General features: G+C 71.6%; 21 protein-coding genes. 11 read left to right on the top strand and 10 right to left on the bottom strand.

Annotated features, from left to right (window positions below; genetic code table 11):
* Positions 1-175: 175 nt before the first annotated feature.
* The 6 genes from EJ357_RS43060 (at position 176) to EJ357_RS43035 (ending at position 5441) form a co-directional block, all read left to right on the top strand.
* The gene (locus EJ357_RS43060; RefSeq protein WP_126397598.1) at positions 176-1504 is read left to right on the top strand and encodes an ABC transporter substrate-binding protein; all 1329 of its coding nucleotides are present in this window, start codon (positions 176-178) and stop codon (positions 1502-1504) included.
* Entirely contained in the window at positions 1501-2487 is a 987-nt protein-coding gene (locus tag EJ357_RS43055; RefSeq protein WP_175647737.1) for a carbohydrate ABC transporter permease, read from the top strand. The genes EJ357_RS43060 and EJ357_RS43055 overlap by 4 nt, the downstream gene beginning before the upstream one ends.
* A complete protein-coding gene (locus tag EJ357_RS43050; RefSeq protein ID WP_126397596.1) occupies positions 2484-3392 on the top strand; it encodes a carbohydrate ABC transporter permease in 909 nt (302 codons plus the stop codon). Before EJ357_RS43055 ends, EJ357_RS43050 begins: the two co-directional genes overlap by 4 nt.
* Positions 3389-4420: a LacI family DNA-binding transcriptional regulator gene (locus EJ357_RS43045; protein ID WP_126397594.1), complete on the top strand. Its 1032-nt coding sequence runs from the start codon at positions 3389-3391 to the stop codon at positions 4418-4420. The genes EJ357_RS43050 and EJ357_RS43045 overlap by 4 nt, the downstream gene beginning before the upstream one ends.
* 187 nt (positions 4421-4607) lie before the next feature.
* Positions 4608-4955: a VOC family protein gene (locus tag EJ357_RS43040; RefSeq protein WP_126397592.1), complete on the top strand. Its 348-nt coding sequence runs from the start codon at positions 4608-4610 to the stop codon at positions 4953-4955.
* A 96-nt stretch (positions 4956-5051) separates the two neighbouring features.
* A complete protein-coding gene (locus EJ357_RS43035) occupies positions 5052-5441 on the top strand; it encodes a MarR family winged helix-turn-helix transcriptional regulator (RefSeq protein ID WP_126397590.1) in 390 nt (129 codons plus the stop codon).
* 60 nt (positions 5442-5501) lie between these two features.
* Here the strand turns inward: EJ357_RS43035 and pqqB are convergent, their stop codons facing one another.
* The 4 genes from pqqB to EJ357_RS43015 all read right to left on the bottom strand — a co-directional run bounded on the left by pqqB (position 5502) and on the right by EJ357_RS43015 (position 9220).
* Positions 5502-6353, bottom strand: a complete 852-nt coding sequence (pqqB, locus tag EJ357_RS43030) for a pyrroloquinoline quinone biosynthesis protein PqqB (protein ID WP_126397588.1) — start codon at positions 6351-6353, stop codon at positions 5502-5504.
* A 237-nt stretch (positions 6354-6590) separates the two neighbouring features.
* Complete coding sequence (locus EJ357_RS43025; protein ID WP_126397586.1) at positions 6591-6992, bottom strand: SseB family protein; 402 nt, start codon at positions 6990-6992, stop codon at positions 6591-6593.
* 111 nt (positions 6993-7103) lie between these two features.
* A complete protein-coding gene (locus EJ357_RS43020) occupies positions 7104-8345 on the bottom strand; it encodes an acyl-CoA dehydrogenase family protein (protein WP_126397584.1) in 1242 nt (413 codons plus the stop codon).
* Between the two features lie 134 nt (positions 8346-8479).
* Positions 8480-9220 carry a Type 1 glutamine amidotransferase-like domain-containing protein gene (locus tag EJ357_RS43015; RefSeq protein WP_126397582.1) on the bottom strand — a complete coding sequence of 247 codons (741 nt, stop codon included), beginning with the start codon at positions 9218-9220 and terminating at the stop codon, positions 8480-8482.
* Between the two features lie 243 nt (positions 9221-9463).
* Here EJ357_RS43015 and EJ357_RS43010 point away from each other — a divergent pair, with 243 nt between their 5' ends.
* Both EJ357_RS43010 and EJ357_RS43005 read left to right on the top strand, forming a co-directional pair.
* Complete coding sequence (locus tag EJ357_RS43010; RefSeq protein WP_126397580.1) at positions 9464-10789, top strand: phosphoribosyltransferase family protein; 1326 nt, start codon at positions 9464-9466, stop codon at positions 10787-10789.
* Positions 10790-10916: 127 nt separating this feature from the next.
* A complete protein-coding gene (locus tag EJ357_RS43005; RefSeq protein WP_126397578.1) occupies positions 10917-11825 on the top strand; it encodes a peptidoglycan-binding domain-containing protein in 909 nt (302 codons plus the stop codon).
* Positions 11826-11832: 7 nt separating this feature from the next.
* On the opposite strand, the gene EJ357_RS43000 is transcribed toward EJ357_RS43005, so the two are convergent.
* Positions 11833-12381 carry a cysteine hydrolase family protein gene (locus EJ357_RS43000; protein WP_228472785.1) on the bottom strand — a complete coding sequence of 183 codons (549 nt, stop codon included), beginning with the start codon at positions 12379-12381 and terminating at the stop codon, positions 11833-11835.
* Positions 12378-13880, bottom strand: coding sequence for a purine-cytosine permease family protein (locus EJ357_RS42995; protein ID WP_228472784.1), 1503 nt, complete (start codon positions 13878-13880; stop codon positions 12378-12380). Before EJ357_RS42995 ends, EJ357_RS43000 begins: the two co-directional genes overlap by 4 nt.
* Before the next feature lie 158 nt (positions 13881-14038).
* Between EJ357_RS42995 and EJ357_RS42990 the strand changes: the two genes are divergently transcribed.
* Positions 14039-14335 (top strand): hypothetical protein, encoded by a 297-nt coding sequence (locus EJ357_RS42990; RefSeq protein WP_126397576.1) that lies wholly within the window; start codon positions 14039-14041, stop codon positions 14333-14335.
* 9 nt (positions 14336-14344) lie between these two features.
* On the opposite strand, the gene EJ357_RS42985 is transcribed toward EJ357_RS42990, so the two are convergent.
* The gene (locus EJ357_RS42985; protein WP_126397574.1) at positions 14345-14986 is read right to left on the bottom strand and encodes a TetR/AcrR family transcriptional regulator; all 642 of its coding nucleotides are present in this window, start codon (positions 14984-14986) and stop codon (positions 14345-14347) included.
* A gap of 3 nt (positions 14987-14989) precedes the next feature.
* Entirely contained in the window at positions 14990-15685 is a 696-nt protein-coding gene (locus EJ357_RS42980; protein WP_126397572.1) for a type 1 glutamine amidotransferase domain-containing protein, read from the bottom strand.
* A gap of 129 nt (positions 15686-15814) precedes the next feature.
* On the opposite strand from EJ357_RS42980, the gene EJ357_RS42975 reads away from it, so the two are divergent.
* Positions 15815-16774, top strand: a complete 960-nt coding sequence (locus EJ357_RS42975; protein ID WP_126397570.1) for a LysR family transcriptional regulator — start codon at positions 15815-15817, stop codon at positions 16772-16774.
* 11 nt (positions 16775-16785) lie between these two features.
* Here the strand turns inward: EJ357_RS42975 and EJ357_RS42970 are convergent, their stop codons facing one another.
* The gene (locus EJ357_RS42970; protein ID WP_126397568.1) at positions 16786-17997 is read right to left on the bottom strand and encodes a helix-turn-helix domain-containing protein; all 1212 of its coding nucleotides are present in this window, start codon (positions 17995-17997) and stop codon (positions 16786-16788) included.
* A 197-nt stretch (positions 17998-18194) separates the two neighbouring features.
* On the opposite strand from EJ357_RS42970, the gene EJ357_RS42965 reads away from it, so the two are divergent.
* Positions 18195-19148 carry an esterase/lipase family protein gene (locus EJ357_RS42965; protein ID WP_126397566.1) on the top strand — a complete coding sequence of 318 codons (954 nt, stop codon included), beginning with the start codon at positions 18195-18197 and terminating at the stop codon, positions 19146-19148.
* Positions 19149-19211: 63 nt separating this feature from the next.
* Here EJ357_RS42965 and EJ357_RS42960 read toward each other — a convergent pair whose 3' ends face one another.
* On the bottom strand, positions 19212-20066 hold the full coding sequence (locus EJ357_RS42960) for a hypothetical protein (protein ID WP_126397565.1): 855 nt from the start codon (positions 20064-20066) through the stop codon (positions 19212-19214).
* Positions 20067-20112: the final 46 nt, after the last annotated feature.

Genomic DNA, 20112 nt, shown 5'->3' with positions numbered 1-20112 from the left:
CCCGTTTAATCGATCATTTGGGAACGTGCACACATCCGATCAGCGGTGCGAGCCCAACATAACCGCACAGCAACAACCATTGACAAGTGTCCGGGATGTTTCTCTACTGTGAACGCTCACAGAAGCATGGCAGGTCTTCGCAGCAGGTGGAGACCCCAGGTCAGGGGAGAGATCCATGCCCAACACCAAGCGGCGGTTCTTCGTCAGAAGCGCAGCTGTGTCCGTCGCCGTCGCCCTCGGCGCCACCGCCCTCGCCGCCTGCGGCTCGTCCGATGACGACAGCGAGGCCGAATCCGGCCCCGTCTCGCTGACGTACTGGACCTGGACGCCCGGCATGGACAAGGTCGTCGACCTGTGGAACAAGGGCCAGGGCAAGAAGGACCAGATCACGGTCACGGTGAAGAAGCAGGCGTCCGGCGACACACTGGTCACCAAGATCCTCACCGCGCACAAGGCCGGCAAGGCCCCGGACCTGGTCCAGGCCGAGTACCAGGCGCTGCCGACCCTGGTCAGCAATGACGCGGTCGCGGACATAGCGAGCGAGGTCGGCGACGCGAAGAGCAAGTTCGCCGACGGCGTGTGGCAGCAGACCACGCTGGGCACGGACGCGGTCTACGCGGTCCCGCAGGACATCGGGCCGATGATGTTCTACTACCGCGAGGACCTCTTCAAGAAGTACGGCCTGACGGTCCCGACCACCTGGGAGCAGTTCGCCGAGACCGCACGCGCACTGAAGAAGAAGTCCCCCGACACGGACCTGACCACCTTCTCCGCCAACGACTCCGGCCTCTTCGCCGGCCTCGCCCAGCAGGCCGGCGCCAAGTGGTGGACGACCTCCGGCGAGAAGTGGCAGGTCGCCATCGACGACGCCGCCTCCCAGAAGGTCGCCAAGTTCTGGGGCGACCTCGTCAAGGAGGGCGCCATCGACAACCAGCCGATGTACACGCCGGCCTGGAACAAGGCGCTCAACACCGGCAAGCAGATCGCCTGGGTCAGCGCCGTGTGGGCCCCGGGCACCCTGACCACGGCCGCGCCCGACACCAAGGGCAAGTGGGCCATGGCCCCGCTCCCCCAGTGGTCGCAGTCGGAGAACGTCACCGGCAGCTGGGGCGGCTCCTCCACCGCCGTCACCACGGACTCCGAGCACAAGGCGGCCGCCGCCAAGTTCGCCGCCTGGCTGAACACCGACGGCGACGCCCTCACCGCGCTGGCCAAGGAGAGCGGCATCTACCCGGCCTCCACCTCGGCCCAGCTCAGCGGCGCCTTCACCACGCCGCCGGACTACTTCTCCAACCAGCCCGACTTCTACACGAAGGCCGCCGAGATCGCCGAGACCACGGCTCCGTCGGCGTGGGGCCCGAACGTGAACGTCGCCTACACGACCTTCAAGGACGCCTTCGGCAAGGCCGCCAAGAACAAGTCGGACTTCGTCTCCGCCCTGACCACCATGCAGGACGACACGGTCGCCGACCTGAAGAAGCAGGGCTTCGAGGTCTCCGAGTGACCAGCACAAGCCGGAGGGCGTACGGGGTGAAGGGGGCCCCGTACGCCCACCCGTCTCCCACCACCACCCTCAAACGAGCGCGAAGCGCCCCCTATCTTTTCCTCCTCCCCGCGACGACCCTCTTCCTGCTCTTCTTCGCACTGCCCATCGGCTACGCGATCTGGCTCAGCTTCCACAAGGTGAAGGTCTCCGGGCTCGGCCTCGGTGCCGGTGCCCGCAAGGAGGTGTGGGCCGGTCTGGAGAACTACACGGACGCCCTCACCGACAGCGAACTGGTCGACGGCGCACTGCGCGTGCTCGGCTACGGCTGCATCGTGGTCCCGGTGATGCTGGGCCTCGCCCTGCTGTTCGCGCTGATGCTCGACTCCGAGAAGGTGCGCCTCGCGCCCTTCACCCGGCTCGCGATCTTTCTGCCGTACGCCGTCCCCGGCGTCGTGGCGGCGCTCCTGTGGGGCTTCCTGTACCTGCCGGACGTCAGCCCCTTCTACTTCGTGCTCGACAGGCTGGGCCTGCCGCAGCCGGACCTGCTGGACGGCGGTCCGCTCTACCTCGCCCTGTCGAACATCGCGGTCTGGGGCGGCACCGGCTTCAACATGATCGTCATCTACACCTCGTTGCAGGCGATCCCGGCCGAGGTGTACGAGGCGGCCAAGCTGGACGGAGCCACGCCGCTGCAGGTCGCGCTGCGGATCAAGATCCCGATGGTGGCGCCCTCGCTGGTGCTGACCTTCTTCTTCTCGATCATCGCCACGCTCCAGGTGTTCACCGAGCCGACCACCCTCAAGCCGCTCACCAACTCCGTGTCCACGACGTGGAGTCCGCTGATGAAGGTGTACCAGGACGCCTTCGGCAAGGGCGACATCCACGCGGCGGCCGCGCAGGCCACGATCATCGCCCTGGCCACGCTGCTGCTGTCCTTCGGCTTCCTGCGGGCCGCGAACCGTCGGAACAAGCGGGACGTCAGTCAAGGAGGGGCGCGATGAGTTCTCTTGCCGTGAGCAAGACCGGCCCGGCCGCCGGTACCACGCCCGGCACCGCGCAGAGCAGCCCGCCGCTGCGCCGCCGGATCGCGCTGGTCCCGACGGTCACCCTGCTGCTCGGCGCGGTCTACTGCCTGCTGCCCGTCGCCTGGGTGGTGATCGCGGCGACGAAGTCCGGCAGTGAGCTGTTCTCCACGTTCACCTTCCTGCCGGGTACGGGCTTCGCCGACAACTTCTCGGACCTGAACGCCTATCGCGACGGCGTGTACTGGCAGTGGATGGGCAACTCCGCTCTGTACGCCGTTCTCGGCGCCCTGCTGTCGACGTCCGTGTCGGCGTTCAGCGGCTACGCCCTGGCGATGTACCGCTTCCCCGGCCGCCAGGCGATCTTCAACGTGCTGCTGGCGGGCGTACTGATGCCGCCGGTGATCCTGGCCATCCCGCAGTACCTGCTGCTGGCCAAGGCCGACCTCACCGACTCGTACCTCTCCGTGCTGCTGCCGCAGATCCTCTCGCCGTACGGCGTCTACCTCGCGCGGATCTACGCGGCCGCGGCCGTTCCCGCCGACGTCGTCGAGGCCGGCCGGATGGACGGCGCGAGCGAGTGGCGGATCTTCACGCGGGTCGCACTGCCGATGATGGTGCCCGGCATGGTGACGGTCTTCCTGTTCCAGTTCGTGGCGATCTGGAACAACTTCCTGCTGCCGTACATCATGCTCAGCGATGACGAGCGGTTCCCGATCACGGTCGGTCTGCAGACGCTCCTCGAACAGGGCGCCAACACGCCCGCGCTGTACACGCTGGTGATCACCGGTGCGTTCCTCGCGGTGATCCCGCTGGTGGCACTCTTCCTGGTCATCCAGCGGTTCTGGAGCCTCGATCTGCTCTCCGGAGCCGTAAAGTCATGACCATGAGCAACACCGGGGGCCGACGCAGACCGCCGACGATCCACGACGTGGCGCGCGAGGCCGGAGTCTCACGGGGCACCGTCTCACGCGTGCTCAACGGCGGGCACTACGTCAGCCCGGCCGCGCAGGAAGCGGTCAACGCGGCGATCCGCAAGACGGGTTACGTCGTCAACCGGCATGCGCGCTCGCTGATCACGGGGCGTTCGGACTCCGTCGGCTTCCTGCTGACCGAGCCGCAGGAGAGGTTCTTCGAGGACCCCAACTTCAATGTCCTGCTGCGCGGTTGCACCCAGGCGCTGGCCTCGCACGACATCCCGTTGCTGCTGATGCTGGCGGGCACGAAGGACGAACGGCGGCGCATAACGCGGTACATCACCGCCGGGCACGTCGACGGGGTGCTGCTGGTGTCCAGCCACTCCGGTGATCCTGTGGCCGAGGAGCTGCGTGAGGCGGGTGTGCCGCTGGTCGCGTGCGGCAAGCCGATCGGGCTCGGTTCCAAGGTCAGCTACGTGGCGGCGGACGACCGGGACGGTGCCCGGGACATGGTGCGCCATCTGCTGTCCGTCGGCCGCCGCCGTATCGGCGTGGTCACCGGTCCGCTGGACACCCCGGGCGGTGTGGAGCGGCTCGCCGGCTACAAGGAGGTGCTCGCCGAGGCGGGCATCGAGATCGACGACCGGCTCATCGTGTCCGGCGACTACAGCCGGGCCAGCGGTGAGGCGGGCGCCGAGCGGCTGCTGGCGCAGGCGCCGGACCTGGACGCGGTGTTCGTCGCCTCCGACCTGATGGCGCAGGGCGTGCTGACGGCCCTGGGGCGGACCGGGCGCCGGGTGCCGCAGGACGTCGCGGTCGGCGGCTTCGACGACTCGTCCGCCGCGCTCGCCGCCCGCCCCCAGCTCACCACCATCCGGCAGCCCTACGACCGCATCAGCGCCGAGATGGTGCGGGTGCTGCTGGCGCAGATCGGCGGTGAGGATCCGGCGGCGGTGATCCTGCCTACGGAGCTGGTGCGGCGGGAGTCGACGTAGGGGCGTGCGCAGACCGTGAGGGCGCGCCGCCTGGCGCTACGGCCGGCGGCGGTCCCTCGGCCAACGGTCGGCGGCACGCTCCCGCCGTTCGATCGGTCAGGAATCGAGAAGTACGCAACCGCTCCCCCGTCCTAGCGTGAAACCACCGACGAGAGACGTCGGAGCACGCTTCACCGAGGAGAGCGCCATGACCGCCGGACTCAACACGATCATCTACCCCGTCAAGGACCTCGACCGGGCGAAGGCCCTGTTCAGCGCCCTGCTGGGCACACAGCCGTATGCGGACGAGCCGTACTACGTCGGCTTCAAGGATGCCGGTCAGGACATCGGCCTGGACCCCAACGGCCACGCGAAGGGCATGACCGGCCCGGTCCCCTACTGGCACGTGGCCGACATCAGGGCGACCCTGGCGGCCCTGCTGGAGACGGGTGCCGAGACCCTCCAGGACGTGAAGGACGTCGGCGGCGGCAGGCTGATCGCCTCCGTGCAGGACGCCGACGGCAATCTCGTGGGGATCCTCCAGGACCCGGCCTAGTGACGGCCTCACCTCGCCTCCGCCGATCGGCACAGCTGTTGCGCGTGCACTATTTGCATAGTCAACGAATGGCCGAATCGGTGCTACCGTTCCGGTATGGCACTGACGACGGCCGACGCGGGGCTCGAGGAACGGTGGCGGGACATCCTGGCGGTGCACGCGCGCACGATGTGCGAGATCGATCGCGTACTGCACCCGCACGGGCTGGGCGCGAGCGACTTCGAGGTGCTCGACATCCTGGCGTCCGCCGCACCCGAGGAGGGCGACCAGTGCCGGGTGCAGAACCTCGTCGGACGGGTTCATCTCAGCCAGAGCGCCCTGTCCCGGCTGATCGGCCGGCTGGAGAAGGACGGCCTGGTCGAGCGTTCCATCTGCGCGGAGGACCGCCGCGGGGTGTACGTCACGCTCACCCGCAAGGGCCGTGACCTGCACGCCGAGGTCCTGCCGCTGCAGCGCGACGCGCTGGCCCGGATGCTGGGCGCCTGACGCCGTAGGCCGCAGGCCCAGCGGCTGGAGCCGGTCGCCGGAAGGCCGTGACCAGACCGGTCAGAGCACGAACTCCGCCCCGTCCGCGAGGACTTCGACGCCCGCCTCCGACATCTGTGCGCGAGCCGCCGAGGCCGGGTCGAGTAGCGGATTCGTGTCGGCGAGGTGGGTGTAGACACGGCGGACGTGCGGGTGGCGGGTCAGGGCGGTGAGGCTGCCGACGGGCCCCGAGACGGGCAGATGCCGTCCGGCCCGCGCCGCCTCGCCCGCCGCGAAGTGGGTGCCGTCCAGCACGACGCAGTCCGCCGCCGCGACGAGGTCGTCCAGCACCGCGGTCCAGGTGCTGACGCGGGGCGCGTACACGAGGACGCCCCCGGTGGCCAGGTCCTCGATCCGGTACGCCGTCACCCAGCGGCGGTCCTTCGCCCGGCCCGGCACATACCCGGGCGGCTCCCCCACGACGGGGTGCGCCGTGACGACCAGGCCGCCGGACAGCACGAACCCGCCCTCCGTCAGGCTGTCCGCCCACTCCCACGGGGCGTGGCGGTCCAGGGCCACCCGGGCCGGAGCCAGCGCGGCGAGCACCGGAGGAGCGGCGTACGTCTTCAGCCCCGGCGCCTCGCGCAGCACCGCCAGTCCGGCCAGGTGATCGGGCTCGCCGTCGGTCAGCAGCACGCCGCGCACCGGAGTGTGCCGGGGGCCGGGCCACAGGGCGGAGGCGGCGGTGAGCTGGGCGCGGATGTCCGGCGAGGTGTTCAGCAGCCACCAGTCCCGGGAGTTGCCGGTGACGGCCGCGCACTCCGGGGTACGGGTGGGCAGCTTGCCGTCACGGGCGGCGGCGCACCGCGCGCAGGCGCAGTTCCACCGTGGGAAACCGCCCCCGGCGGCGGTACCGAGCAGGACGACCCTCAAGACGACCCCCCACCCTTTCGCGTCGACCCTCCCGATGGGATCTTCCCTCTCCATACGGTCGAACCACCCCGCGGCAGGGGGCAGTTCCGGCCGACCTTCACCGAGCGGGGCCGATCTCCGCCGCCACGGGCATCACCCCTGGCGCAGCAGTTCCCGTACGGCACCCAAGGCGGCCTCGGCCACGGGGTGGGCCTGCTGAAGCGGCAGGGGGTCGCCGACGAACTCGGTCCCGCCGCGCTACGACCGCGCCAGCAGGGTCCGTACGCCCTCCGAGGTCAGCGTCAAGGGGTGCGGCGAGCCGGCGTCTATGGTGAGGGCCAGGTCCTCGGACGGCCACTGCGAGGCGAGTGCGCCCAGCGGGACCAGGCGGTAGCGGGAGACGAAGGGCAGCAGTGCCGCCATCGCGGGCTCCGAGGTGAACACGGGGACCGTCGGGTCGCCGCCCGGCTGCTCCATGACCGGCAGCGCCACGGTCGCGGGGTCCAGGGCGTCCTCCGTGGCGGCGTCGTCGGGTACGGGGATGAGGACGTCGCTGCTCGCGAGCGCGTCCATCGCCGCCCTGTCCTCCGTGTCCCCGGCCAGCGCGTCCAACGCTCGGCGGGCCGGAGTGGCGTTGTAGTCGTTCGCGGGTGTGTGCATGGTGGATCCCCTGGTAGCGGCGGTCGTACGGTCCTGCTCGCGTACCCGATCCGGACCGGGGCATTCCTGTGGCAGTCCAGTGGATCGGCCGGGTGTTCGGGAGATCGTTTCTCAGGGGATCAACGGAATGTGGTCGGACGGCAGCCCCAGGCTGTCGCAGCCGACCCGGCGGGCGAGCGGCTCGGCCATGCTGGGGCCCACATGGGTCCAGTACGTCGCCGCGTCCCGGAAGTAGCGCTGCATTCGCTCACCGTCACGCGCGTGCCGGGAGCCGGCCGTGCGAAAGAGGGTGCCCTGGAGGACGTCCCAGGTCATGCGGCCCGCGTTCAGGAACATGAGCGCGAGGCGGTTGTCCTCGGCGAGGGTGAAGGGGGCGATGCCGGCGGCGTTGCGGTGGCAGGTCTCCATCCACTCCTCGGCGGTGCGCTGGAGTGCCGCCTCGGCCGTGTGGATCACGCCGAGGGCCTCGCCGAGGTGCCGCTGGTAGTCGTGGAGTTGGGCGCGGGTGCGGTCGGGTTCGTGGAGGAGGGGGCGGCCGGCGACGGCACGGGCGTACTCGTCGGCGGCTGCGTACGCGGTGCCGATCATGATGGCGGCCAGTTCGCCGTGGAAGAAGCTCGGCGCCCGACCGGCGTACATCGGGTTGCCGTGCAGCTGCGAGCCGACGCTGCCACCCTCGACGGGCAGATCGAGCAGGCTCGCCTCCAGGGTGAGGTGGCCGGGAATGCGGGCCTGCTCCATGAGGACGCTGTTCGAGCCGGTGCCGCGCAGGCCGAGGACTCCGTGCCAGTCGTCGAGCACCGTCCACACCGAGCGCGGGGCGACGAACAGCACCGGCGGTCCCGGCGGGCCTCCGGGGCGCTCGGGGGCGCTCAGGGTCTGGCCGACGTAGTGGGTGGAGTACGGGGCGCCGGAGGAGTACGGCCAGGTGCCGTCGAGGACGACATGGCCGTCGTCGTCGGGCCGCGCGACGCCGATGGGCGCGACGGTGGACGCGGCCCGGAAGTCGCCGTCGCCGCCGAAGATCTCGTCCTGCGCCCTCTCCTCGAAGACCGAGGCGACCTGCAGGACGTGGGCGGAGGTGAGCGTCAGGGCCCAGCCGGTGGAGGGGCAGCCGCGCGCGATCTCGGTGGCCACGCGGTAGAAGGTGGGCAGGCCGAACTCGTAGCCGCCGTACCGGCGCGGCTGGAGCATCCGGTAGAAGCCGGCCCGCAGGAAGTCGTCGTGGGTGTCCTTGGGGTAGTGCGTCAGCCGTTCGGTCTCCGGCTGGCGTTCGAGCAGTACGGGCCGCAGGTGCACGGCGCGTTCGACGATGTCGCGTTCGGTCAGACCGGGCTCGGGAGCGGCGATCACGATGCCTCCTGACGTGTGGGGCCGTCCGTTCGTGCCGTGATGCGTGACGCGATACGAGTGATTGAACACCGCAACCGCCGCCGGGTACCGCCGGGATATCGCCAAGTGCCGGGTCGCCCGGCACGGGATCGTGATCAGCGGCCCCCTTCGGGCGCGGCTCGCAGATCGCGACTCGGCAGGGCGCGCTCATGGACGCCGTCGCCCGCCTCGTCCGGCTCCACCCGGTACACCCGCGCACCCGGAGCGCGCGTCACCGCCTCCGTCGGCAGCCCGTCCGTGAAGAGGGCCCCGGTGCCGTCGTCCAGGGCCCACCCGGCGGGAAGCGCTCCGCCCGCCACCGCCGCGTGGTAGGAGGGGCGGCGCCCCGGCTCGCTGTCGTAGTGCGGGCAGACCGAGCCCGGCAGCAGTCCCAGCCCGTCCGACAGGGCCGTCAGCGGCCCGAAGGAGTCGGTGTGCGAGGCCTCGGCCCAGCAGTTGGCGCCGGCGCTGATACCGCACAGCAGCGTGCCGCGGTCGTAGGCCTCGCGCAGCAGCCGGTCCACACCGTGCACGCGCCACACGGCGAGCAGGTTGGCGGTGTTGCCGCCGCCCACATAGACGACGTCCTGGGCGAGCAGGAAGGCACGCAGCGCGGGGTCGTCGAGCGTTCGCCCGAACAGGGACAGCACGGACGGCACGCAGGAGGGACGCGGGCCGAAGGCGGCCAGAAACCTCTCGGCGTACGCGGGGGCGTCTCCGCTCGCGGTGGGCAGAAAGCAGACCTGGGGCCGGGGCGTGCGCGCGTGGCCCAGGATCCAGTCGTCCAGCAGACCGTCCTCCTCGGTGGAGAAGCCTCCTCCCAGGAGGGCCAGGCGGCGCGGGGGAACGTCGGACATCGGTATGTCTCCTCGGCGAGCGAGCGGGCGAGCGGGCTTGCGGGCGGGACGGCGCGGGCGCGGATGTCCGGGCACGATGCCGGGCCCGGGGACACGCACGCAATCGAATTGGCCCCTGGGCGCGCCCCCGCTCGGCCGGAACCCGCCACCCCCGCACCCTGCGTCCAGCACCGGCCGCGGGCCAACAGTCGTAGCCTGAGAGGGACGGGACAGGCTCCCGCCCTGGTGGGCGCGGGAGGCGGCATGCGTTACGACGACCGCGGTGCGGCCGGGCGGCTGCTGGCCGAGAGGCTTCAGGAGCTACGCGGTCAGGATGTCGTCGTGCTGGGGCTGCCGCGCGGCGGCGTGCCCGTGGCCGTCGAGGTGGCCCGAAGTCTCGGCGCCGCGCTGGACGTGCTGGTGGTGCGCAAGCTGGGCGTGCCCGGGCAGCCGGAGTGGGGCTTCGGGGCGATCGGCGAGCACGGGGTCAGGGTCCTCAACCAGGACGTGATCGACGCGGCCGGGCTGCGGACCGGTGAGCGCGAGGCCGTGGAGGCCGCCGAGCGGGGCGAGCTGGAACGGCGTGTGCGCAGTTACCGGCGGGAGCGGGCCGCGCTGCCGGTCGCCGGGCGCACGGCCGTCGTCGTGGACGACGGACTCGCCACCGGGGCCACGGCCGAGGCCGCCTGCCGGGTCGTACGGGGTCAGGGCGCCGCCCGGATCGTGCTCGCGGTGCCCGTCGGGGCGGCCCACAGCGTCGCCCGGCTGCGGCGGGTGGCCGACGACGTGGTCTGCCCGCACACACACCGGATCCTCGGCTCGGTGGGCGCCTGGTACCGGGACTTCGCCCAGGTCACGGACGCCGAGGTCACGTCCCTTCTCGAGCAGGCCGCCCGCTCCGCGCCCCGTTCCCCCGCCGCGGCCACACCGTCGGAGCGCGAGGTGCTGGTCCCGGCCGCGGGCGCGCGGGTCGGCGCCCGTCTGATCGTGCCGGACGGGGCACCGGCGGCCGTGGCGTTCGCGCACGGCAGCGGCAGCAGCCGGCACAGCCCGCGCAACCAGTACGTCGCCACCGCCCTCAACCGCGCGGGCCTGGCCACGCTGCTGCTCGACCTCCTCACCGACGACGAGGCGCACGACCGGCACAACGTCTTCGACATCCTGCTGCTGGCCCGGCGCCTGCACGCCGCGTCTGTGTGGCTGCGCGGTGAAACCGGCCTGCCCGTCGCCTACTTCGGGGCCAGCACCGGAGCCGCCGCCGCACTGGAGGCCGCCGCACTGTCCGGCTCCGGCATCCGCTCGGTCGTCTCCCGCGGCGGCCGCCCAGATCTGGCGACGCCGGCCGCGTTGACCCGCCTGCGGGCGCCGACCCTGCTCATCGTCGGCGGCCGAGACACCCAGGTGCTCAGCCTCAACCGCCTGGCCGCCGACCGGATGCACTGCGAGCACCGGATCGCGGTCGTCCCGGGCGCCACCCACCTCTTCGAGGAACCCGGCACCCTCACCACCGTCGCCGAACTGGCCCGGGACTGGTTCACCGCCCACCTCGACCGGCCCGGCACGGGGACGCCGCCACGCCGGTCGGCGTGAGGGACCTGTTCGCGCGGCTGGTTCCGGACGGCCTGGAGGCCTCGGTTCCGCCCTTCGAAAGGGGCATGGAGATTGCGTGCAGAACGTATGTCTAAACTCTGGATCCCGCACGGAGAGGGACGCCTGAGTGAGTGAACCGAACGGCCCCGTCTGCCCGGAGTGCGGTACGCCCCGGGCAGCGGACGGAACCCCCGCCTGCTCCTGCACCCACCGTGCGTCCGAGGCACGTCGCGAGGCGCGCACCGCGGAGGCGGCGGCCGCGGAGGACTTCGATCCGGTGCGCATACGGCCGTTCGTGGAGCTCGGTGACCGTGCCGGGACGGATCAGGAGGAAGTTCCTCGGGAGTCAAGGGAGTTGGCGAACGCGACCGTCGTACCCGCGTCCCCCGACCGCGCGCAGGCGCCATCCGACCCGCCGCCCTTCCTCGATGCGGATGCCCGGGAACGTTCCCGGCGCCGGCGTCGCACCGTGCTGATCACCGGAGCGGGCGCCACTCTGGCCGCCCTGCTGACGGCCGCTTTCCTGAGCGGGCTCCTCACCTATGACAGACCGTCACGGGACGACTCCGTGCCCGAGGGCATACGGGCGCCCGTCCCGAACGGCTCGGCACAGGACGGCACATCCCCCGAAGACCGCTCCTCGGGCCCCGCGTCCGCCTCGCCGTCCCGGAGCTCGACACCCTCACCCGACACGACCCCGGCCGGCAGCTCCCCCACCCCGACCGACGCCGCCACGCCGACCGCGGCCCCCTCCAGCGCGGGCACCACCCCGAGCGCCACCGCCCCCGAACCGACCGGCGCGGAAGGACGGCCCCCGGTCCTGCGCTTCGGCGACCAGGGACCGGAGGTGGCCGAACTCCAGCTCCGGCTGCGCCAGATCGGCTTCTACGGCGGTGACGCCGACGGCGACTACGACCGCACGGTCGAGGGCGCGGTGCGCACCTACCAGGTCACCCGCGCGGTCCTCACCGACGAGTCGGGTGTCTACGGCACGGCGACCCGGGCGTCGCTGGAGTCCGAGACGTCCCAGCCGTGACCGCCGGTCATGCCGGGTCCTTCAGCAGCTCGGCGAGCGTCGTCACCCGGATCAGCGGCCGGTACAGGTCCAGCACCTGCAACGCCTTGGCGTGCGAGTCGTCGTCCGCCCCCGCGCAGGCGTCGGCGACGACCAGCACCTCCATACCCGCGTCGGCGGCCGCCAGCGCGGTCGACAGAACGCAGCAGTCGGTGCTGACGCCGGCCAGGACCAGGCGGCCCTCCGAAGTGGCGCGTCGGGCCAGTTCCGGGGTCCATTTGCCGAAGGTGGTGGCGTCCAGCACATGGAGTGCGCCGGCGGCGAACTCGTCCGTCAGCCGCCAGAGTCGGGCGTCCGGGGGTTGCAGGGCGAAGGGCCACTGCTCGTAGTACGCGCGCCAGGCGCCTTCCGGCTTGTCGGGGGCCACGAAACGGGTGAACGTCACCCGGTCCCCGAAGGCCGGCAGCAGACGTCGTACGCCCGCCGCCGCTTCGGCGAAGCGAGGGGCCGCCCAGGGGCTGTCGGGGTCGGCGAAGACGCGCTGCATGTCGATGACGGCGAGCAGCCCGGAGGTCACGCGGTCGCTCCTTCGTCCGCCGTAGGGCTCGGTGCCTGCGCTTCCTGTGCGCGGATGGTTCCGCGGCGCAGCGCCAGAGTGCCGAGGAAGCCCAGCGCCAGGGCCGCGAGGACGCCGAGGTTGGCGTACGCCCAGGCGCCGGACCTGCCGCCGAGGCCCAGCGGGCCGAGCAGATAGCCCTGCCAGTCCAGCCAGTTCGCCGTCGAGTTGGTGACCAGGCCCCAGCCGAGGGCGGTGGCCGTGAGCGTCAGGAGCAGCGGGATGAGCGGTACGTCGCCGTAACGGCCCGTCGGGCGGTAGAGGTCGGGCTCGTCATAGTCGCGGCTGCGCAGGGCCAGGTCGGCGAGCATGATGCCGCACCAGGCGGCGATGGGGACGCCGAGTGTGGTGAGGAAGCCCATGAACGGGCCGAGGAAGTCGTCGGCGACGAACACGATGTAGATCGAACCCGCGATCATCAGGACGCCGTCGAACAGGGCTGCCACATAGCGCGGCACGCGCAGGCCCGCCGAGAGCAGGGCCAGGCCGGACGAGTAGATGTCGAGGACCGCGCCGCCGACCAGGCCGAGGACGGCGACGACGGCGAACGGGACCAGGAACCAGGTCGGCAGGATCGTCGTCAGCGCGCCGATCGGGTCGGCGGCGACGGCTTCGCTGAGCCCGCTGGAGGAGCCGGCCAGCAGGAGCCCGAAGACCAGCAGGAGCAGCGGTGCCAGCGACGCGCCGAACGCGGTCCAGCCGATCACGCCCCGGCTCGACGCGGTGCGCGGCAGATAGCGGGAGTAGTCGGCGGCCGCGTTGACCCAGCCGAGGCCGAAGCCGGTCATCATGAAGACGAGCGCGCCGATGAACTCCTGTGCGGAGCCCGCCGGTACGGAGCTGACGGCGGACCAGTGGACGTGGTCGGCGACGAGGGCGACGTACACGACGGTGAGTACGCCCGTGACCACGGTGATCACGGTCTGGAAGCGCATGATCAGGTCGAAGCCCATGACGCCCACGACGACGGTCAGCGCGGCCACGACGGCGAGGGCGACCACCTTGGTCTCGGTGCCGCCGCCCCAGCCGAGCCTGTCGAACACGGTCGCGGTGGCCATGGTGGCGAGGGCGCAGAGCACGGTCTCCCAGCCGACGGTGAGGATCCAGGAGATCACCGACGGCAGCCTGTTTCCGCGCACGCCGTACGCGGCGCGGCCGAGCACCATGGTCGGCGCGGAGCCGCGCTTCCCGGCCACGGCGACGAACCCGCACAGCAGGAACGAGAAGACGATGCCGACGACTCCGGCGGCGAGCGCCTGCCAGAAGGAGATCCCGAAGCCGAGCGCGAAGGCACCGTAACTCAGGCCCAGGATGGACACGTTGGCGCCGAACCAGGGCCAGAACAGGGTCCGGGGCGTGCCTTTGCGTTCGGTGTCGGCGATCACGTCGAGGCCGTGGGTCTCCACCTGGAGCCTGCGGCCGGAGGATCTGTCGTCGACGGGGTCCGAGGATGTGATCACCCCGGCATCGTCGCACCGCTCACCCCGCCGGGGAACTCCTCGATCACAACGCGCTGGTTGCCATGCGGCGGTCACTCGTCCGAGTGGCTCCTGGTGTACCTCTCGCGTTCAGAGGGTGATCTTCATGAGACAACACCACCCACACCACAGGAGTACGCATGCGTATTCGCACCGCACTTGCCGCCACCGCCCTCGGAACCATGGTCGTCCTCGGCGGCGCCACCACTGCCATCGCGGACGCCGACGACCAGAGCACCTCCGGTGCGGCCTTCGGGAACGAGAGCTGGCAGGGCCCGTCGTTCGACAAGGGCCAGGGTGGCGCCGCCTTCGGGAGCGAGAGCTGGGCAGGGCCCTCGTTCAAGGACCAGAGCGCCGGCGCCTCCGGCAGTGAGGCCACCCAGGACGACGGAAAGGGGCAGGGCTTCGGTGACGCCGGCGCCGCGTTCCAGCAGTAGGAAGGCGCATCAGGCCTCGGCCGCGCACCGTGCCGGCAGCCCGGAAGGGCCGTAGGCACCGTCGCGGCCGAGGCCGGCCGGCCCGTCGTGGCCGTGGGCGTCGCCCGCTGTCATCAGGCCGGTCAGCAGCGCCTCCGTCGCGGGGCCGAGCAGTCGCTCGCCGTCCGGTGCCGCTTCCAGACCGGTGACCAGCGCGAGGCAGATGTCGGCGGCCTCGGCGGGCTCGATCGTGGCGGAGGTGCCCGCCTCGGCGAACAGAGCGGTCAGCAGCTGCCGCAGGTCGGCGGTGAAGGTGCCGCAGATGTCGCCGAACAACCGGGCCTTGTCGTCGAGGAGTTCCGCGGTGTGCGGGGAGTCCCCGGTGAGACCACGGGCCAGGTCGAGCTTGGCGGCCAGGACGCCTCGTACGCGCGTCGTGTACGAGGCGTCCTCGGCCGTGGCGGCGTCCCGGGCCCGCCGCAGCGCCCGGGTGTGCAGGCGGGCGGCGAGTTGCCGGAAGGCGTCGTCCTTGCCGCGGACGTACTGGTAGACCGCCGAGCGGGACACGCCCATGCGCAGGGCGATGTCGTCCATCGTGGTGCGCCGCACGCCGTACCGGGTCAGGCAGTCGTACGCGGCGTCGAGGACCTCGTCGAGCCGGTCGGCGGCCATGGTTCAGCCCAGCTTCTTCAGCAGTTCGGCGGCGAGCGGGGCGGCGGAGGCGGGGTTCTGGCCGGTGACCAGGTTGCCGTCGACCACCACGTGCGGGGCCCACGGCTCGCCCACCTGGACCTGCACGCCGGCCTCGGTGAGCCGGTCCTGCAGCAGCCACTGGGCCTTGTCCGCGAAGCCGGCCTGGGTCTCCTCGGCGTTGGTGAACGCGGCCACCCTCGCGCCGGCGAAGGCGTTGGTGCCGTCGTCCTTGGTCGCGGCCAGCAGGGCGGCCGGGGCGTGGCAGACGACGCCCAGCGGCTTGCCGGACTCCAGGGCGCCGGTCAGCAGCCTGCCGGAGTCGGCGTCGACCGCCAGGTCCTCCATCGGGCCGTGACCGCCGGGGTAGAACACGGCGGCGTAGTCGTCGAGGTCCACGTCCGCCACCCGGAGCGGCTCCCGCAGCTCCGTCATCGCGGCGAGTACGGCGGCGACCCGGTCGGCGTTCTCCTGACCGCCGTTGACCTCGGCCGCGAGGCTGCCCTGGTCGACGGGCGGTACGACGCCGCCCGGCGTGGCCACGACGACCTCGTGACCGGCGGCCTTGAAGGCCTCGTACGGAGCGACGGCCTCCTCGGCCCAGAAGCCGGTGGGGTGCTTGGTGCCGTCGGCCAGCGTCCAGTGGTCGGCGCCGGTCAGCACGAAAAGGATCTTCGACATGGGGGCTCTTTCCGAGATTCGGGAGGCGGGTTTCCTGGGGTTTCCTGACGCTGTGCGTACAGATCGTCAGGACGTCGATGCCTCGACCGTACGCGCGCCCTGCCATTGGAATCCAATAGGCTCATGCATATGAGGCATAGGGATTCCAATGAGAGCGGCGAGGGCGGCCGACCCGGCGGCGCGGCGCCGGTGGACCTGAACCTCCTGCGCACCTTCCTCGCCGTGTACCGCACCGGCTCCTTCACCGCCGCGGCCCGTCTGCTGAGCCTGTCCCAGCCCACGGTCACCACCCAGATCCGCGCCCTGGAGCGGCAACTGGACCGGGAGCTTTTCGAGCGTCTGGCGCGCGGCGTCGCCCCCGCTCCCTACGCGGACGAGCTCGCCTCCCGGATCGTCGAGCCGCTGGACGCCCTCGCCGGCGTCACGGGGCCGGGCGGCTCGGCCGACGTCCATCCGGCGGAGCCGGTGCATCTCGCCGGCCCGGCCGAGTTGCTGACCGACCGCGTCATGCCCGTCCTCGCACCGCTGGTCGACAAGGGCGTACGGCTGCGCGTCACCCCGGGCCTGACCGAGCCGCTCCTGGAGGAGCTGCGGGCGGGCCGCTACGACCTGGTGCTCTCGACCTACCGGCCGCGCGGTCGCACCCTGGCCGCGGTGCCGCTGATGGACGAGGAGTTCGTGCTGGTCACGGCTCCCGTCTGGGCGGAGCGCATCGGCGGACCGGCGCGGGTCGCTGCCGACGGGCCCGCCGCGCTGCACAGGGTGCCGCTGGTCGCCTACGCCGAGGACCTGCCGATCGTGCGCCGTTACTGGCGTCATGTCTTCGGCAAGCGCCTGGTGTGCCACCCGGCGGTCACCATGCCCGCCCTGAACGCGGTCAGGAACGCGGTGGCGGGCGGTACGGGCTTCAGCGTGCTCCCCCGGTACCTGTGCGCCGCCGAACTGGCCTCGGGCGCTCTGGTCCTGCTGCACGACCCGGACGATCCGCCCATCAACACCGGCTTCCTCGTCCAGCGCCCGGGCTCGTCCGGCAACCCTCATGTCGCCCTGGTCCGCGACCACTTGACGGAGATCGCCCGCGACTGGTGACGCCCCGCGGCTCAGCCGGTGGTGGGCCGCAGGGCATGGGTGCGCAGCGCCAGCAGGGCCTCGAACCGGAAGCGCGGGTCGCCGAGCCGGTCGCCGAACAGCGCCTCCAGCTGGCGCAGTCGCTTGCGCGCCGTCTGCGGATGAATGCCCAGCGCCTGGGCCACCTCGGGAGCCGTACGCCCCCAGGACATCAGCAGGGCGTCCAGGGTCTCGGCGAGCCGGGCGGCCCGTCCCCGGGGCAGGTCCGCGAAGACGCCCAGGACCCGTCGCCCGAGCAACTGCCCGATGGGGGCACCCCGGAGCAGGTGCAGCTCCGCCAGCTCGTCGTCGACGTGCAGGAAGGCCCCGTCGCCCTGCTCCGTCGGCTGTTGCGCACGACGGTCGAGGGCGAGGCGGGCGCACTGCAGGGACAGCCAGGCCTCGTGCGCCGGGACCGTGGGCCCCATGAGGGCGACACGACCCCGGGCGGCGGCCCGCACCCGGTCGACCAGCCCGCCGGTCTCCGGCTCGGGGACGATCAGAACCACGTCGCCGCCGCGGTGGACGCAGAGCAGTTCACCGTCCGCGCCGGGCACGGTAAAGCGCAGCGCCGACCTCACCACCACACACGCGACGGCATTCGGCAACGTCCAGTGGGCCCGCTCGGCCAGCGGTCCCAGCGGTACCCGCTCCTGCCCTCTCGGCTGCTCCAGCAGCCGCTCCACCAGGGTCCGGCGGGCCCGCTTCACCTCGCCCTCGGAGCGCAATTGGGCCGCCAGGAAGCCCTTCACCGACTCGTTGGACAGGGCGTTGATGTGGATCAGCACGGCCTCGTGGAGGGTCAGGACGTTCTCGGGCGGCAGTGACGCCTCCTGCACGATCTCGGCGTACCGCCGGCTGCCCACGCGTGCGCCGACCCGGAAGGCGGCCTGAAGACCGTCCGTCGTACGGCCGTTGAGGAACTCGACACGGCCCAGGTGCCGGAAGTGGCGGATGTGATGGTCCTGAGCGCTGTCGGGGTGCTCGATCAGCTCCGCGAACTGCAGCACGGCCCGGCGCACCGACTCGGTCAGGTCGCGGCCGACGGCGGAGTCGAGCGAGCGGCGGTAGGCGGACACCTCGTCGACGATCGCCTTGATCATGTCGGTGACGATGCCTTCGCTCCGGGTGCGGATCAGCGCGGCCAGCACCGGAGGCAGCTCGTGCCAGGGCTGACGCGAGAACGTCTCGACCTGTGACGACATCGCGGTGACTCCCCCTCCCGGAAAGATGTCACGCCCATGACACCTTTCCCCTCTCCCCCGCGGCTTCGCTGTTGCGGCTCTCCTGGGCGGCGCGAGTGTGGACCCGACGTTACGCGCCAGTAGCTTCCGTGTCTCTCTCCTGTGACGCACGGATCCACTGCCGCACCCCACGACAGCCAGGCAGAGGAGACACCCTCATGCGCACCCGCAGACTCCGGCGCCGACGCCTTCTGACCTCGTCCTTGGCCGCCCTCACCGCGGCGGTCTGTATCGGCGTGGTCGACGTCGACCGATCACAGGCGGCCCCGGACACGAACGACGCCGAACCGGTGGCGGCGGCCGATCCGGTAGGCCCGCCCCAGGACGACTTCCCGTCGGCCCTCGCGTACTCCCTCGCCCACCCCACGGCCGTACCGACCGGCGCAAACGACTTCACCTGCCGCCCAGGCGCCGCGCATCCACGTCCCGTCGTGCTCGTCCACGGCACCATGGAGAACCGCTACGACAACTGGGCGGCACTGGCCCCGAAGCTGAAGGAAGCCGGGTACTGCGTCTATGCCCTCAACTACGGCGGCGGTTCCGGAGCCGTGCTGGGCACGGGCGACATGAAGGAATCGGCCCGGCAGCTCGCGGACTTCGTCGACCGGGTCCGGACCGCGACCGGCGTCGCGAAGGTCGACCTGGTGGGGAACTCGCAGGGCGGCGTCGTGTCCCGCTACTACATCAAGCACCGCGGCGGGGCGGCCGAGGTCGACAAACTCGCCTCGCTCAGCCCGCCCAACCACGGCACCACGTTCTCGGGCCTCGGCCTGCTCGCCGCCTCGATCCCCGGCGGCACCGTACTCCTCGGGGCCGCCTGCAAGGCGTGCAGCCAGCAGCTCATCGGCTCGGACTTCCTCGACGACCTGAACCGGGGCGGCGAGACCCACCCGGACATCAGCTACACGGTGATCGCCACCCGGTACGACGAGGTCGTCACCCCGTACACCTCGGCCTATCTCGGCGCCGCCCCGAACGTCACCAACATCAGGCTCCAGGACGTCTGCCCGGCCGCGGTCACCGAACACGCCGGCATCAGCTACCACGACGTGGCCACACGGCTCGTGCTCAACGCCCTCGATCCGGCTCACGCACAGCGGCCCACCTGCTGACACCGCGCGCCCCAACACGAGCCACCTGTGAAGCTCCCGGTGGGCCCGGCGGCGGCCGTCGGCTCAGAAACCGCCCTTGCGGAACTCGGTCGCCGAATCGGTCGACACGCCGGTGACGTTGTAGCGGTCGCCGCCCGCATCCCGCCTGCCCTGGTCGTGGTTGTACTGGAACTTGAAGACATAGGTGCCGGGTTCCAGCGTGTTCCCCGACTTCAGCGTCACGACGTAGTCCAGCTCGCCGCTGTTGCCGCCCGTGGCCACCTGCATCTTGTCCCCGAGGGAGCTCCACGTCCCGGTACTGCTGACCCCGCCGGTCTGGATGATCTTGACGACCACCTTGAGCGAGGTGAGGGGCTTGGTGGACTTGACGGTGACGGTGCTCTGGTCCCAGTAGTCGTTGGTGTCGGAGTCCACGCTGCCGTCCGACCAGAGGTAGCCGGTCGTGGTGGTCGACTGGGTGCCGCGGTCCGTGGAGGAACTCTGCCCCTCCTGGCCGGCGCCACCGTTTCCCGAGGTGTCCGCCGAGCCGGACGCCGCGGTGGACTCCGCCGCCGCGGCCCCGCCGCCCCCGCCCTGCACCGGCACGTAGACGATCTCGGGGTTCTTCTTGCCGCTGTCCTCCGCCTTCGGCGACGGCACGACCGTAGGCTTCGCGCCGTTACCGGCGGAGGTCTTCTCCCCGGGTACCTCCTTGTCGGCCGCGGTGGTCACCTTGTCCGAGCCGCCGGAGCTCCAGTCGACGGCGGAGACCACCGAGGCGGCCCCGGCGATCACCAGCACCACGGCCGCCGAACCCCCGACGGCGTTCCAGACCCGGCGGCCGGGCAGGAAGCCGCGCAGGGACGTACGCGCCTTGCGGGCGAACAGTTCGGCGAACTCGCCGTCCGAGCGGTCGGACCGAACGGGGGGCTGCGGCATGAGACGGATCCTTCGGCAGAGGGGCTGGTGGAGATGGTGCAGGACA

Origin of the sequence: Streptomyces cyaneochromogenes (genome assembly GCF_003963535.1) — a bacterium.
GTDB classification, from domain to species: domain Bacteria; phylum Actinomycetota; class Actinomycetes; order Streptomycetales; family Streptomycetaceae; genus Streptomyces; species Streptomyces shaanxiensis.
Note: the sequence above shows the minus strand (reverse complement) of the source record. Positions and strands in the feature narration are given on the sequence as shown.